This is a genomic window from Streptococcus sp. HMSC066F10 (assembly GCF_001813805.1).
In the GTDB taxonomy this organism is placed as follows: domain Bacteria; phylum Bacillota; class Bacilli; order Lactobacillales; family Streptococcaceae; genus Streptococcus; species Streptococcus vaginalis.
The window spans coordinates 25,687-40,301 of sequence record NZ_KV813950.1; the positions used below are offsets into that span (position 1 = coordinate 25,687).

At 39.4% G+C, this 14,615-nt stretch carries 15 protein-coding genes; all 15 read left to right on the forward strand.

Annotation, left to right across the window (positions count from 1 at the left end):
- The first annotated feature begins 138 nt into the window (after window positions 1-138).
- The 15 genes from HMPREF2933_RS00290 to HMPREF2933_RS00360 all read left to right on the forward strand — a co-directional run bounded on the left by HMPREF2933_RS00290 (window position 139) and on the right by HMPREF2933_RS00360 (window position 14,425).
- Complete coding sequence (locus HMPREF2933_RS00290; RefSeq protein WP_024053131.1) at window positions 139-504, forward strand: DUF1033 family protein; 366 nt, start codon at window positions 139-141, stop codon at window positions 502-504.
- Between the two features lie 69 nt (window positions 505-573).
- Window positions 574-1,515: a competence type IV pilus ATPase ComGA gene (gene comGA / locus HMPREF2933_RS00295; protein WP_024053130.1), complete on the forward strand. Its 942-nt coding sequence runs from the start codon at window positions 574-576 to the stop codon at window positions 1,513-1,515.
- On the forward strand, window positions 1,457-2,479 hold the full coding sequence (gene comGB, locus HMPREF2933_RS00300; protein WP_024053129.1) for a competence type IV pilus assembly protein ComGB: 1,023 nt from the start codon (window positions 1,457-1,459) through the stop codon (window positions 2,477-2,479). Before comGA ends, comGB begins: the two co-directional genes overlap by 59 nt.
- A complete protein-coding gene (gene comGC / locus HMPREF2933_RS00305) occupies window positions 2,476-2,793 on the forward strand; it encodes a competence type IV pilus major pilin ComGC (RefSeq protein ID WP_003028473.1) in 318 nt (105 codons plus the stop codon). Before comGB ends, comGC begins: the two co-directional genes overlap by 4 nt.
- Window positions 2,753-3,181, forward strand: a complete 429-nt coding sequence (gene comGD / locus HMPREF2933_RS00310) for a competence type IV pilus minor pilin ComGD (protein WP_024053128.1) — start codon at window positions 2,753-2,755, stop codon at window positions 3,179-3,181. Before comGC ends, comGD begins: the two co-directional genes overlap by 41 nt.
- Entirely contained in the window at window positions 3,153-3,446 is a 294-nt protein-coding gene (gene comGE, locus HMPREF2933_RS00315; protein WP_024053127.1) for a competence type IV pilus minor pilin ComGE, read from the forward strand. The genes comGD and comGE overlap by 29 nt, the downstream gene beginning before the upstream one ends.
- Entirely contained in the window at window positions 3,430-3,867 is a 438-nt protein-coding gene (comGF, locus tag HMPREF2933_RS00320) for a competence type IV pilus minor pilin ComGF (RefSeq protein WP_024053126.1), read from the forward strand. Before comGE ends, comGF begins: the two co-directional genes overlap by 17 nt.
- On the forward strand, window positions 3,848-4,174 hold the full coding sequence (gene comGG / locus HMPREF2933_RS00325; protein ID WP_022525970.1) for a competence type IV pilus minor pilin ComGG: 327 nt from the start codon (window positions 3,848-3,850) through the stop codon (window positions 4,172-4,174). The genes comGF and comGG overlap by 20 nt, the downstream gene beginning before the upstream one ends.
- A 71-nt stretch (window positions 4,175-4,245) precedes the next feature.
- Window positions 4,246-5,199, forward strand: a complete 954-nt coding sequence (locus HMPREF2933_RS00330) for a class I SAM-dependent methyltransferase (RefSeq protein ID WP_024053125.1) — start codon at window positions 4,246-4,248, stop codon at window positions 5,197-5,199.
- Window positions 5,200-5,245: 46 nt separating this feature from the next.
- Entirely contained in the window at window positions 5,246-6,445 is a 1,200-nt protein-coding gene (locus tag HMPREF2933_RS00335; protein WP_024053124.1) for an acetate kinase, read from the forward strand.
- Window positions 6,446-6,839: 394 nt separating this feature from the next.
- Window positions 6,840-8,654 carry a glutamine--fructose-6-phosphate transaminase (isomerizing) gene (gene glmS, locus HMPREF2933_RS00340; protein WP_024053123.1) on the forward strand — a complete coding sequence of 605 codons (1,815 nt, stop codon included), beginning with the start codon at window positions 6,840-6,842 and terminating at the stop codon, window positions 8,652-8,654.
- 235 nt (window positions 8,655-8,889) lie between these two features.
- A complete protein-coding gene (locus tag HMPREF2933_RS00345; RefSeq protein WP_024053122.1) occupies window positions 8,890-10,644 on the forward strand; it encodes a PTS mannitol transporter subunit IIBC in 1,755 nt (584 codons plus the stop codon).
- Between the two features lie 24 nt (window positions 10,645-10,668).
- On the forward strand, window positions 10,669-12,624 hold the full coding sequence (locus tag HMPREF2933_RS00350) for a BglG family transcription antiterminator (protein WP_070672295.1): 1,956 nt from the start codon (window positions 10,669-10,671) through the stop codon (window positions 12,622-12,624).
- Window position 12,625: 1 nt separating this feature from the next.
- Entirely contained in the window at window positions 12,626-13,063 is a 438-nt protein-coding gene (locus HMPREF2933_RS00355) for a PTS mannitol transporter subunit IIA (protein WP_070672299.1), read from the forward strand.
- Window positions 13,064-13,288: 225 nt separating this feature from the next.
- A complete protein-coding gene (locus HMPREF2933_RS00360) occupies window positions 13,289-14,425 on the forward strand; it encodes a mannitol-1-phosphate 5-dehydrogenase (protein ID WP_024053119.1) in 1,137 nt (378 codons plus the stop codon).
- The last annotated feature ends 190 nt before the right edge of the window (window positions 14,426-14,615 follow it).

The following is a 14,615-nucleotide window of genomic DNA, read 5'->3' on the forward strand; positions in this document are numbered from 1 at the left end:
TGAAAAAGTACTAATCAAAATAATGCCACTTTTTCTACATTTTTGAGCAAATGGCGAAAAACTTGTATAATAGAGCATATCTGTTTAAAAAATTTAGCATTTCCGATATAATAAACAGAACAAAGGGAGGTGAAGCAGGTGTATTGTGTGATTGAAATGTATGGCAAAGATGAGCCTTGGTGGTTTTTTGATGACTGGGAAGCTAATATCGTATCTATACAACATTTTGATGACTATTATACTGCTTTAAAGTATTATAAGCGCCAATGGCTGAAGTTGGTAGCTGCTTTTCCTTTCTATAAAAGTCGAAGTGATTTAATGTCCATTTTTTGGGATGCAGAAGATTTGAGCTGGTGTGAAGAATGTAGTGATTCTGTCCAGCAATACCATTCTCTCGCTTTATTGGAAAATGATGGTGTCATTCCTAAAGAGAAATGGAGACCGGGCTATAATAAACAAAATAGTGAAGAGGAACACCGTGCTTTCTCTCTAACGTTTAAATAATTTACAAAATGGTGATTTTTCATCATTTTTTTATTTTCTTCTGCGAATAATATAAAGTGAGGAGGAGATATGGTTCAAAACATTGCACAGGCTATTATTTGTCAGGCTAAGGAAGAACGAGCACAGGACATTTATTTTGTTCCGAAGGAAAATGTTTACGAGTTGTATATGCGAATTGGAGATGAACGCCGTTTTATACGCAATTATGAATTTGAAGAGATGGCAGCAGTAATTAGTCATTTTAAGTTTACTGCTGGGATGAATGTCGGCGAAAAACGTAGAAGCCAGTTAGGTTCTTGTGATTATCAATATGGTGATAAGAAAACGTCATTACGACTATCAACAGTAGGGGATTATCGTGGATACGAAAGTCTGGTGATTCGTTTATTGCATGATGAAGAGGCAGAGTTGAAGTTTTGGTTTGCTCAAATCCCAGAGTTAAAAGAACGCTTCAAACAACGAGGGCTTTATCTTTTTTCGGGACCGGTAGGAAGTGGTAAAACTACTCTCATGCACCAGTTGGCTCAAGAGCGTTTTGCCGATCAGCAAATCATGTCAATTGAAGATCCGGTTGAAATCAAACAAGCAGGGATGTTACAGCTGCAGCTGAACGAAGCGATTGGTTTAACTTATGAAAGTTTGATTAAACTTTCTCTTCGGCATCGACCAGATTTATTGATTATCGGAGAGATTCGTGATGCAGAGACAGCAAGGGCAGTTGTTCGAGCTAGCTTAACGGGAATGACTGTTTTTTCAACTATTCATGCTAAAAGCGTACGAGGTGTCTATGAACGGTTGCTGGAGTTGGGAGTGACAGAAGCCGAGCTGAAAGTTGTCTTACAAGGGATTTGTTACCAACGCTTAATTGCGAAAGGAGGAATAGTGGATTTTGTCAGTGAGAAGTATCAAGAACACGAGCCAATCGATTGGAATAGGCAGATTGATCAGCTTCATGCAGCAGGACATATCAATCTTGAGCAGGCAGAAGCGGAAAAAATTATCCACAGTTAGGCAGAAAAAGGTCGTAGAGTTGCTGAATAATCTTTTTTCTAGTGGCTTTCATTTGGCAGAAATTATCGACTTTTTGAAGCGAAGTGCCTTGTTAGAAGAAGTCTATGTGGACAGGATGAAAGAGGAGTTGTCAACAGGAAAGCCTTTTTCGGACATTATGGCAAGCTTAGGTTTTTCAGATAACGTGGTGACACAGCTTTCGCTGGCAGAATTACACGGAAATCTCTCACTCAGCCTGAGTAAGATTGAGGAATACTTGGAAAATATCTCAAAAATTAAGAAGAAGTTGGTTGAAGTGGCGACTTATCCCTTTATTTTGTTTGTTTTTTTGATATTCATTATGCTGGGATTACGTAATTATTTACTCCCGCAACTCGATTGTCAAAATATAGCAACTCAGATTATCAGTAATTTGCCGCAACTTTTTCTGGGTTCATTAGGGGTAGTCTTTGTTTTGTTAGCGATAGGTTTTTATTGGTTTCAAAAAAGCTCAAAAATAGCAGTATTTCGTTTGTTAGCTCGCCTTCCTTTTTTGGGCGCTTTTATTCAAACCTATTTAACAGCTTATTATGCGAGAGAATGGGGGAATATGATTGGTCAAGGTTTAGAACTCAGTCAGATTTTTCAGATGATGCAAGGACAACGCTCTGCTATGTTTCAAGAAATTGGAAAAGATTTAGAAGTTGCGCTGCAAAATGGTCAGGAATTTTCGCAAAGAGTTAAAACATATCCATTTTTTAAAAAGGAATTGGGCTTGATGATCGAATACGGTGAAGTAAAATCCAAATTGGGGTGTGAATTAGAAGTTTATGCCCAAAAAACATGGGAGACATTTTTTAAACGTGTTCATCAAGCGATGAATGTCATTCAACCACTAGTGTTTGTCTTTGTGGCTTTAATGATTGTATTGTTGTATGCAGCCATGTTGCTGCCAATTTATCAAAATATGGAGGTTCAATTATGAAAAAATTAAAAAGTTTGAAGGTTAAAGGTTTTACTTTAGTAGAAATGTTAGTCGTGCTTCTTATCATCAGTGTTTTGATGCTCTTATTTGTACCGAATTTGACCAAGCAAAAAGAAGCTGTAACGGAAAAAGGAAATGCAGCGGTGGTAAAAGTTGTGGAAAGCCAGGCAGAGCTGTTTGAGGTCAATCACACCAATGAAAAAGCGACACTCTCAAAATTAGTCAACGAAGGAACGATTACAGACAAGCAGGCAGCATCTTATAAGGCTTACTATGCGAAACATACAAAAGAAGCTCGTTCTGTTGCAGATTAAGGGATTTACGCTTTTGGAAAGTTTGCTGACATTATTTATAACGAGTTTCTTATTGCTTGCGGTGTCGGGCTCTGTTCGTTCTTCTTTTGAACAGGTGGAAGAGCAGATTTTCTTTCTGGAGTTTGAGCATTTTTATCGGGAAAGTCAGAAGTTGAGTAGCTCAGCTCAAAGTCAGCTGGACATGAATTTTTCTCGTGAGAGGATTTCAAATGGTTACAACCATTTGGTAGTTCCTCGCTCGATTCAAGCGCCAGAAGATTTGACGCTTCATTTTGATAAGGCTGGTGGCAATTCATCGCTCGGAAAGATTGTCTTTCAGACGAAAAAGCAGACAATTACGTATCAATTATATCTAGGAAATGGGAAATTTAAGAAAACAACACGTTAAAGGAACGATTTTATTAGAGGCGCTGCTGGCTTTGGCTGTTTTTGTGACAATTGTGACCCTGTTGTTGGGACAAATTCACCAGTCTCGAAAAGCAGAAAATGACTTGCTTAGAGAAGAAGAAGTTTTAAGGGTAGCTAAAATGGCTTTGCAGACAAAGCAAAGCCATTTGACAATGAACGGTATTAAAGTGCGTGTTGAAACAAGTCAACAAGGTATTCAAATTTATCATGGGAAGGAGCTGATTCTCGGTGTTCAAGGCAAATAAAGTGAAAGCTTTTACCCTTTTAGAGGCTCTGATTGTCTTATTTGTACTCAGCGGAAGTGTGCTGCTTTTTCAGTCAATGACGCGTCTTCTGGCTTTTGAAGTTCAAGCCCGGCAACATAGTGAACAACGAGAATGGCTTTTGTTTGCTGATCAACTAGAAGCAGAGTTGGCTCGTTCTTCATTTGAAAAGGTGGAGAATAATCGTTTATATATGAAACAGGACGGCAGGGCAATTGCATTTGGAAAGTCAAGTGGACAGGATTTCAGAAAAACCAATGCGAATGGGAAAGGTTACCAGCCGATGGTTTATGATGTAAAAAAAGCAGAAATCTCACAGAAAAATGAGCTGATTTATGTTAGACTGACGTTTAGGCGAGGATTGGAAAGGGAGTTTGTCTATCGTGTGGAAACAGAAAGTTAAAGCGGGCATTATGCTCTATGCACTCTTTATGGCGGCAGTTTTTAGCTTGCTTTTGCAATTTTACCTTCATCGTCAAACTGCTAATCATAGAAATTTCACCCTAAACCGAGAACGAACACAGGCTTATGCAATGGCTCTTCTAGCCAACGAAAATTCTAAGCAAAGGGAATTTGATAAAGGGTATGTCCAAGACCAAAAGAGTGAGAAAGAGCTCATCCTGACAGTAACAATGAAGACTGGTCGCCGTTATCAATTTTCTTTTTCGGCTAAAAAAGAAAAGCAGATGGATAAAAAATTGAATAAATAAATGATGTACGTGCAACAGAGTACACTCGCAAAAAAAGCTAAATTTTGGTATGATAGGGAGCGGAGGATGCTATGAATTTTGAAAAAATTGAACAGGCCTATACGCTCTTGTTAGAAAATGTCCAAGAAATCCAAAATGATCTTTTAACGAGCTTTTATGATGCTTTGATAGAGCAAAATGGCAGCTATCTGGACGGGGATATTGAACTAGATAGTGTTCGGCAGAACAATGAAAAACTGAAAGCGTTGAAATTAAGTAAAGAGGAATGGCGCCGAGCCTACCAATTTTTGCTGATGAAAGCAGCTCAAACAGAGCCTTTGCAAGCCAATCATCAATTTACTCCAGATTCTATCGGGTTTATCTTAACTTTTCTCATTGACCAATTGAGTAAAAAAGAACACATTGATATTTTGGAAATTGGTAGCGGAATGGGGAATTTAGCTGAGACGATTCTCAATAATACACAAAAAAATGTGGATTATCTAGGGCTGGAATTGGACGATCTGTTAATTGATATATCAGCCAGTATCGCAGATGTGATGGACGCAAAAGTTAGTTTTGTGCAAGGTGACGCAGTACGTCCGCAAGTATTGAAAGAAAGCGATGTGATTATTAGCGATTTACCAGTTGGCTTTTATCCTGATGATAGCATTGCGGCGCGCTATGAAGTGGCTAGTACACAGGATCATACCTATGCTCATCATTTGTTAATGGAACAATCGCTCAAGTATCTCAAATCAGGCGGTTATGCTATTTTCCTTGCACCAAATGATTTATTGACTAGTTCGCAAAGTGATTTATTGAAGAAATGGCTACAAAAGCATGCACAAATAGTTGCAATGATTGCGTTACCAGAGTCTCTTTTTGGAAATGCAGCATACGCTAAAACAATTTTTGTACTGAAAAAGCAAGATGAACAAGCTGTCCAACCATTTGTTTATGCTTTATCTGATTTGCAGAATCAAGCGGATTTATTGACATTTAGCGAAAAGTTTCAAAATTGGAGCCAAGAAAGTGAAATTTAAACAAGTTTTTGATATAATAAATGAAAACGCTTAAAAGAGGTAATTTATGTCAAAAACAATTTCAATTAATGCTGGAAGTTCAAGTCTAAAATGGCAATTATACGAAATGCCAGCTGAAAAGGTTATTGCCAAAGGGCTGCTTGAACGGATTGGTCTCAAGGACTCCATTTCAACAGTAAAATTTGATGGTCGTGTAGAAAAGCAAATTTTAGATATTGATGATCATACGCAAGCTGTAAAAATTTTGTTAGATGACTTGATGCGCTTTGGTATTATCAAATCCTATGAAGAAATCACAGGTGTCGGTCATCGTGTTGTTGCAGGTGGTGAATACTTTAAAGAATCTGCGCTTGTTGATAGCGAAGAAGTGATTCAAAAAGTAGAAGAATTAGCGCTTCTTGCACCACTTCATAACAAAGCAAATGCAGCAGGAATTCGTGCCTTTAAAGAATTGTTGCCAGACATTATAAGTGTCGTTGTGTTTGATACATCTTTCCATACAACAATGCCAGAAAAAGCCTATCGTTATCCATTACCGACTAAGTACTATACGGAGAACAAGGTTCGCAAATATGGCGCTCATGGTACAAGCCATCAGTATGTTGCCAAGGAAGCAGCAAAGGCGCTTGGCAAGCCACTTGAAGAGTTGAAGCTAATTACTTGTCATATTGGGAATGGCGCTTCTATTACAGCGGTTGATAAAGGAATTTCTGTAGATACTTCAATGGGCTTTACTCCGCTAGGTGGCGTGATGATGGGAACTCGCACAGGGGATATTGATCCGGCGATTATTCCTTATTTGATAGAGCATACAGAAGATTTTAATACACCAGAAGACATCAATTATATTTTAAACAAACAGTCTGGGCTTCTAGGAGTATCTGAAACATCAAGTGATATGCGCGACATTATTGCAGGAATGCATGAGGGTAATCATAATTGTAAACTGGCTTTTGACATTTTTGTTGATCGCATTCAAAAACATATCGGTCAATATTTTGCTGTTTTAAATGGTGCGGATGCGATTATTTTCACAGCTGGCATCGGAGAAAATTCTGATGAGGTGCGCGAAGCTGTTATTTCAGGTCTATCTTGGTTTGGTTGCGATATTTTACCGGAAAAAAATGTACGTGGAGCTGAAGGGATTATCTCAAGTGATGCTGCTAAGGTGAAAGTGCTTGTCATTCCTACAGATGAAGAATTAGTTATTGCACGTGATGTTGAGCGATTCAAAAACCAAAAATAAAACTTGGAATTTACAAGTCATAATATTTAAGAAGAGAAGCTGAGACAGACAGCCATGAGTGCGCAGCACTCATGGCTGTCTGTCTCACTCTCTTTCATTTTCATTTTTAGTTTGAAAAAAGATTGTTGAAGTGATTACCTAATGCTCCTGGAACATAAAATGTGAATAAAAATGTCTGAATCAACCGTACAGGTAGGAGAATGAGCTGTTTAACAGTCTTTTGATTTCCTCTATACTTTCTTTTTGAACTATACCAATTTTCTTGTTGACAAATTCACAATAAAAGTATATACTGGTTTAGCTTATTTGATATAGCTGTTATTAGACTATACCAATTTAAAAACAAAAGGAGGAAATAGCAAATTTTTGAAAGTTATTTGCTATAAAAAATAGTATGTGTGGAATTGTCGGAGTTGTTGGAAATCGGAATGCAACAGATATTTTAATGCAGGGTCTAGAAAAATTAGAATACCGGGGATATGATTCAGCGGGAATTTTTGTGACAAATGGGAAAACATCTAGCTTAGTCAAATCGGTTGGTCGTATTGCCGACCTTCGTTCAAAAATAGGGATTGATGTAGCTGGAACGGCTGGTATTGGGCATACACGTTGGGCAACGCACGGAAAACCAAGTGAAAGCAATGCGCATCCGCATACGTCTCAAACTGGACGTTTTGTTTTAGTGCATAATGGTGTTATCGAAAATTACCTAGATATTAAGAATACGTATCTTGCTGAACATGATTTGAAGGGGCAGACAGATACAGAAATTGCGGTTCACTTGATTGGAAAATTCGTTGAAGAAGACGGATTCTCAGTACTAGATGCTTTTAAAAAAGCGCTCCACATCATTGAAGGTTCCTATGCTTTTGCTTTAATGGATGCAGAGGATGCAGACGTGATCTATGTGGCGAAAAATAAATCACCGCTCTTAATTGGCCTGGGAGAAGGCTACAATATGGTCTGTTCGGATGCTATGGCGATGATTCGTGAAACCAGCGAATACATGGAAATTCATGATAAAGAACTGGTAATTGTGACCGCTGACAGCGTAGAAGTGCAGGACTATGACGGGAATCCAATTGAGCGCGATAGTTATACTGCGGAACTTGATTTATCAGATATTGGCAAAGGCACTTATCCTTACTATATGTTGAAAGAAATTGATGAGCAACCGACCGTGATGCGTAAGTTGATTGGTACCTACTCTGATGGGGATCAAAATATGCTGGTAGATCCAGAAATTGTCAGGACAGTTCAGGAAGCGGATCGCATTTATATCATTGCGGCTGGGACTTCCTATAATGCTGGTTTTGCATCTAAAAATATGTTGGAAGAACTAACCGATACACCGGTAGAACTGGGCATTGCTTCTGAGTGGGGTTATGCAATGCCATTGCTTAGTAAAAAGCCAATGTTTATTTTACTCAGTCAGTCAGGTGAAACTGCTGATAGTCGTCAGGTTTTGGTTAAGGCAAATGCTATGGGAATTCCAAGTTTGACTGTAACCAATGTTCCAGGTTCAACTTTGTCCCGCGAAGCAACCTACACTATGCTATTACATGCGGGACCGGAAATTGCGGTAGCGTCTACTAAGGCTTACACAGGACAAGTAGCGACTTTAGCATTTCTTGCTAAGGCAGTTGGTGAAGCCAATGGTAATGAAAAGGCTAAGAACTTTGATTTAGTTCACGAGCTGTCTATTGTTGCTCAGGCTATTGAGTCGACTCTTTCTGAGAAAGAATTGATTGAAGAAAAGGTTCGAGGTCTTCTGGAGACAACTCGTAATGCTTTTTACATCGGACGCGGTCAGGACTATTTTGTTGTCATGGAAGCTAGTCTTAAGCTCAAGGAAATTTCCTATATCCAATGTGAGGGCTTCGCAGCTGGAGAGCTTAAGCACGGAACCATCTCCCTGATTGAAAATGGAACACCTGTCATCGCCCTAATCTCTGACAATCCAACCGTGGCTTCTCATACTCGTGGTAATGTATCGGAGGTGGTAGCCCGTGGTGCCAATGCCTTAACCATTGTCGAAGAAGGTGTGGAAAAAGAGGGAGACGATATCGTTGTAAACAAGGTTCATCCATACCTGTCTAGCATTTCTATGGTCATTCCAACTCAGCTAATCGCCTACTTTGCATCTCTCCATCGTGGACTGGATGTTGATAAACCTCGTAATCTGGCTAAAGCTGTTACAGTAGAATAATTTCGTATAAGTGAAAAATAGGGGTAAGACTTGAGAACATATTTCTAGGGTGTTGCCACCTATTTTTATATTTATAAGCAGGACTGATAGTCGGAGCGTCATATGATAAGAATAGTTTAAAAATATTTTAGTGCTAAAGATTAAGTTTTTGTCACAAAATCTGTGCCAAAGCTTTAGTTTTAAGCGCTTTCATTTTTGCGTATACTAGTTATAAGAGAAAAGGAGGACTATTCTAATGGAAGAAAAAACATCATTGAAAGTCAAAGTTCAAAAACTGGGAACTTCACTTTCAAATATGGTAATGCCTAATATCGGGGCTTTTATTGCGTGGGGAGTCTTGACTGCCTTATTTATCGCTGATGGGTATCTACCTAATAAACAGTTGGCTGCCATTGTCAGCCCTATGCTGACTTATTTATTACCGATTCTTATTGGCTACACGGGTGGCTATATCGTTCATGGCCAGCGAGGTGCCGTTGTAGGTGCCATTGCTACTGTAGGTGCTATCACTGGTTCTAACGTTCCTATGTTTATTGGAGCCATGATTATGGGTCCTCTGGGAGGTTGGACCATTAAAAAATTTGATGGAAAATTTCAGGAAAAAATTCGTCCAGGATTTGAAATGTTGGTCAATAATTTCTCGGCTGGATTGATTGGTTTTGCACTTTTGCTGCTGGCCTTCTATGCTGTGGGACCTGTTGTATCTGTTTTGACAGGTGCAGTCGGAAAGGGGGTTGAGACTGTTGTCAACGCCCACCTTCTACCTTTGGCTAACATCATCATTGATCCAGCTAAGGTGCTTTTCCTTAACAATGCTCTTAATCACGGAATTTTCACACCGCTGGGAGCTGAACAGGTTTCTCAAGCTGGTAAATCAATCCTCTTCCTCTTGGAAGCCAATCCCGGACCAGGTTTGGGTATTCTCCTAGCTTACGCTCTTTTTGGTAAGGGAGCAGCTAAATCTTCTTCATGGGGAGCTATGGTTATCCACTTCTTCGGTGGGATTCATGAGATTTATTTCCCTTATGTTATGATGAAACCGGCTCTCTTTTTAGCTGCTATTGCCGGAGGTGTATCTGGAACCTTCACTTTCCAACTTTTAGACGCTGGTCTTAAATCTCCAGCTTCACCAGGTTCTATCATTGCTATTATGGCTATGGCACCAAAAGGTGTTTGGCCTCACCTCAATGTTCTCTTAGGAGTTTTGGTGGCAGCTGTAGTCTCCTTCTTAGTAGCAGTGTTTATACTTCGTGCAGATAAGTCTACTGAAGATTCACTAGCAGCTGCTCAGGCAGCTACTCAGGCGGCCAAGGCTCAGTCTAAAGGTCAGGTAGTTCCAGTTGCTGTGGATGCTAATATCTCAATAGACTCAGTAGAAAAAATTATCTTTGCCTGTGATGCTGGTATGGGAAGCTCTGCTATGGGAGCTAGCATTCTTCGCGATAAGGTTAAAAAAGCAGGTCTGGGAATTCCGGTCTCCAATCAGGCCATCTCTAACTTGGTTGATACCCCTAAAACTCTGATTGTCACTCAAGAAGAATTGACTCCAAGAGCTAAAGGTAAAACACCGAGTGCCATCCACGTTTCTGTCGATAATTTCTTAGCTTCTCCTCGCTATGATGAAATAGTCGCTTCTTTGACAGGCAGCACTCCAGCGGCAGTTGAGACATCAGTTGCTTCAACTACTCAAGAGATTGACCTAAATCATATTGATGCTGTAGTAGTGGCTTATGGCAAAGCTGAAGGATCTGCAACTATGGGTTGTGAAACGATTCGGGCAATCTTTAAAAACAAAGATATTCGGATTCCGGTCTCTACAGTAGCTATCTCAGAATTAGGTGAATACAATGCTAAGAATATCGTAATTGTGACAACGATTACCTTGCAAGCAGAAGTCCAACAGGCGGCACCAAATTCTCAATTTTTGATTGTGGATAGCTTAGTGACAACACCCGAATATGATAAGATGGTTGCTAGGATGTACAAATAGAATTTAGAGGTTTGTAAATAACACATGCTATTAACAAAACGAGAAGAACAACTTTTGAAGGCTTTCCTAAATGTAGGGAAGCTTTCAATGCAAGACATGATTGAAATTTTGCAAGTTTCTTCTAGAACGATTTACCGAACCTTGGCTGAACTGACCGAAACTTTGGATCAGCGAGGGATTCAAATCATAAAAAAAGGCAAGCAATATTTTCTGCGTGGCAATTTGGATGATTTACTAACAGATTTGAAAGTTGTGGTTGAATACAGTCAACAGGAAAGATTAACATTGATTACCTATCACCTTTTGACGGAAGAGGATTTCATCACCAATGAGTCCCTGCAAGAGTCTATGAAAGTCAGCAATGTGACCATTATTCAGGATATTGCAGATATTGACAAGCGACTCTTGGATTTTGATCTGAAGATTGAGCGTCAGAAGGGATATAGGATTTCTGGAGATTCGGTTTGTAAGAGACGGCTTTTAGCGATTTTATTGACTAACTCTATCTCAGTAGCAGACTTTTCAGCTGGAAATTTCGGCAGTTTTGATATCTTAGATGTGAAGAGAACTCAGCAGGCCAGTCGGATTTTTGAAACCTATTTTACGGATTTTCCAGACATGGATGTCAAGATGAAGATGTTTTTTGCTATCTTGTTATCTTTGCTTGGTCAGGAGCAAAATATTTCAAATCTTCCTAATACCAGTAAGCAGGCTTTGGAAATCTCTCAGAAAATCTTTCAGGACTATTCCAAGCAGACTATCCATTTTTACAGTATTCATGATATTATCTATTATGCTAGTGTTTTGGATGAGCTGATTATCAAAAGGCAGGACAATCCTCTCTTTACGGAAAAGTTTGATGGTGAGTTCTTCTACAATATTTCCAATCTGATTGACACAGTTTCCATGTACACTAAGATTGATTTCTTTAAGGACAAGGTACTCTTTAATTTCCTATTCCACCATATTCGGCTCAGTCTAGGTATTCCCATTCTTTTCCCAGATGAGAATCTTCCTGAGTCTATCCAGCTTTTGATTGAGAGAAACAAATTTCTTCACACGGTTGTCAGTCTTTTGGTTAATGATATTTTCCCTAAGTATCTGCACACAGATTACGAATATGGAATGATTGCACTCCATTTTATCTCTAGCTTGGGTCGTAGTCCAGAGATTTATCCCATCCGTATCCTACTTTTGACAGATGAGCGGCGGGTAACTCGGAATCTATTGGCTGCTAAGATTAAGAGTGTGGCTCCCTTTGTGGAATGGGTGGATATCCAGTCTCTGGCAAACTATGATAATCTAGACAGCAGCCAGTATGATTATCTTTTGGCAACTAAACCATTGGGAAATCAAGAAATTGATGTAATTTCCAGCTTTCCTACAGTTAAGGAATTGCTGGAACTGCAGGAAAAACTCCAGTATGTTCAGGAAAATCGAACAGTAGTGGCCAGAGAAGATCTGATTCAGGATGTCAACTATGACCTTCAGGCATATCTAAAAGCTAGCAGTCAGATACTGAACCATTTTCACCTGCTTCCTCTAGCAAATCCAGAAAGTTTTGAAGGAACTATCAGACAGATTATTAGTCAGATGTCTCAGGTTAATGACCACTCCTATCTCGTCGAAAAATTGCTGTCCCGATTTGAAACCAGTCCTATGGCTATTCCAAATACGGGTTTGGTCCTCTTGCATACCCAGTCCAGCAAGGTGACGACCAGTAGCTTTACCATATTTGAGCTCAGACAGTCTGTTACTGCTCTGTCCATGAAGAGGGAGAGGGAGAGAGTCAGCCGTTGTCTACTCATGCTGACAGCTGCAGATGCCAGTGAGGAAATGCGAGATTTGATGACGACTATCAGCCAGTCTATTATTGAAAATCATCTCTATACAGAGATTTATAAGACTGGTAATCAGACCATCATTTATCAGTTGCTCAACACCATATTTAATGAAAAAATCAAGAAATTGGAGAACTAAGATGAAACTTGAAAAACATTTGATTAAACTCAATGAGAAATTTTCTAACAAAGAAGAAGCTATCCGCTTCTGTGGAAAGGTTCTTTATGAAAGTGGCTTTGTCACTGAAGACTATATTGAAGCTATGATTAATCGTGATGAAGAACTATCTGTTTATATGGGCAACTTCATTGCTATCCCCCATGGGACTGATGAAGCTAAAAAGGCTGTCCTTAAGTCTGGTATCACAGTCGTTCAAGTACCAAAAGGAGTTGATTTTGGCAATGCAGACGATCCAAAAGTAGCAACAGTTCTTTTTGGCATTGCTGGCATTGGCAACGAGCACTTGGAAATTATCCAGAAGATTTCTATCTTCTGTGCCGATGTGGACAATGTAATCAAGCTAGCAGATGCTCAGTCTGAAGAAGAAGTCATTCGTCTGTTGGACGGTGCCGAATAAGCTATTCAGTTCATGCAGTTGGAATTTTCTAACAATGAATTAATCTGGGAAACTATCTAATCCTAGAATAGGGCAATGGTAAGCAGCTAGTGTAGATAGTTCAAAGTATAGTTCGGAGATTCTAAATTGAGATTCCACAAGAAATTATTAGCTACTATAACACTACGAGAAATAAAGTAAGAAAAGATAAATTAAACGACTATATCAACTCAAAGGAGAAATTCAATGAAACATGCAGTACATTTTGGAGCCGGAAATATTGGCCGTGGCTTTATCGGTGAAATTTTGTTTGAAAATGGCTTCCATATTGACTTTGTAGATGTCAATGACGATATTATTCAAGCTCTAAATAAGCAGGGCAAATATGAGATTGAAATTGCTCAAGAGGGTCAGCCCCATATTGAGGTAGCCAATGTCACTGGTATCAATAGCAAGAAGCATCCAGAGCAAGTTGTTGAAGCTATTCAAAAGGCAGACATTGTGACAACTGCTATCGGGCCTAATATATTGCCCTTTATTGCGGAGCTTCTGGCTAAGGGAATTGAAGCCCGCCAAGCTGTTGGGAACACACAACCTCTGGATGTCTTGGCCTGTGAAAATATGATTGGTGGTTCCCAATTCCTCTATCAGGAAGTCAAAAAATATTTAAGTCCAGAAGGTATGGCATTTGCTGAAAAATATATTGGTTTCCCTAATGCTGCGGTTGACCGGATTGTACCGGCTCAAAGCCATGAAGATCCACTTTTTGTAGTCGTAGAGCCTTTTAATGAATGGGTAGTGGAGACTAGCCGCATAAAAAATCTGGATCTGCGTTTAGATAAGGTTCACTATGAAGAAAATTTGGAGCCTTTCATCGAGCGCAAGCTCTTCTCAGTCAACTCTGGTCACGCAACTTCAGCCTACATTGGTGCTCATTATGGTGCTAAAACAATCTTAGAAGCTCTGCAGAATCCACAAATCAAGGATCAGATTGAGGCAGTTCTGGCTGAAATTCGTAGTCTCCTGATTGATAAGTGGAATTTTGATGAAAAGGAGCTAGAGCACTATCATAAAATTATCATTCAGCGCTTTGAAAATCCCTTTATCGTGGATGATGTTAGTCGCGTAGCTCGGACTCCGATTCGCAAACTAGGCTATGATGAACGTTTCATTCGCCCGATTCGCGAGCTCAAGGATCGAGGTCTGTCCTATGACAACCTGCTCAAAACAGTAGGTTATGTTTTTGATTATCGTGACGTCAATGATGAAGAAAGTGTCAAACTTGGCCAGATGTTAGCAGCTCAACCAGTCAGAGAGGTTGTTGTTCAAGTAACAGGTCTGAATGATCAGGATTTAATTGATGAAATTGTTGCTCTTGGATAAGTTTAGCCTCATAGCAGTCATTGCGAATTGCTCATCTGGACGTATCATAAAAGCTGATGAAAACCTATACTTCATCGGCTTTTTTGGTGTATTCTCGTTAATTCACAGGAAGAGTGGATAAGAAGTTTAACTCGTTTTTGGTTAGATGCTTATTTTATAGGATAAATTGTAAAATATAGTGCAACAAAAA

Coding starts and splice junctions, on each gene's coding strand:
- comGA (WP_024053130.1), top strand. CDS start 574: ATGGTTCAAAACATTGCACAGGCTATTATTTGTCAGGCTAAGGAAGAA.
- comGB (WP_024053129.1), top strand. CDS start 1,457: ATGCAGCAGGACATATCAATCTTGAGCAGGCAGAAGCGGAAAAAATTA.
- comGC (WP_003028473.1), top strand. CDS start 2,476: ATGAAAAAATTAAAAAGTTTGAAGGTTAAAGGTTTTACTTTAGTAGAA.
- comGD (WP_024053128.1), top strand. CDS start 2,753: ATGCGAAACATACAAAAGAAGCTCGTTCTGTTGCAGATTAAGGGATTT.
- comGE (WP_024053127.1), top strand. CDS start 3,153: ATGGGAAATTTAAGAAAACAACACGTTAAAGGAACGATTTTATTAGAG.
- HMPREF2933_RS00330 (WP_024053125.1), top strand. CDS start 4,246: ATGAATTTTGAAAAAATTGAACAGGCCTATACGCTCTTGTTAGAAAAT.
- HMPREF2933_RS00335 (WP_024053124.1), top strand. CDS start 5,246: ATGTCAAAAACAATTTCAATTAATGCTGGAAGTTCAAGTCTAAAATGG.
- glmS (WP_024053123.1), top strand. CDS start 6,840: ATGTGTGGAATTGTCGGAGTTGTTGGAAATCGGAATGCAACAGATATT.
- HMPREF2933_RS00345 (WP_024053122.1), top strand. CDS start 8,890: ATGGAAGAAAAAACATCATTGAAAGTCAAAGTTCAAAAACTGGGAACT.
- HMPREF2933_RS00350 (WP_070672295.1), top strand. CDS start 10,669: ATGCTATTAACAAAACGAGAAGAACAACTTTTGAAGGCTTTCCTAAAT.
- HMPREF2933_RS00355 (WP_070672299.1), top strand. CDS start 12,626: ATGAAACTTGAAAAACATTTGATTAAACTCAATGAGAAATTTTCTAAC.
- HMPREF2933_RS00360 (WP_024053119.1), top strand. CDS start 13,289: ATGAAACATGCAGTACATTTTGGAGCCGGAAATATTGGCCGTGGCTTT.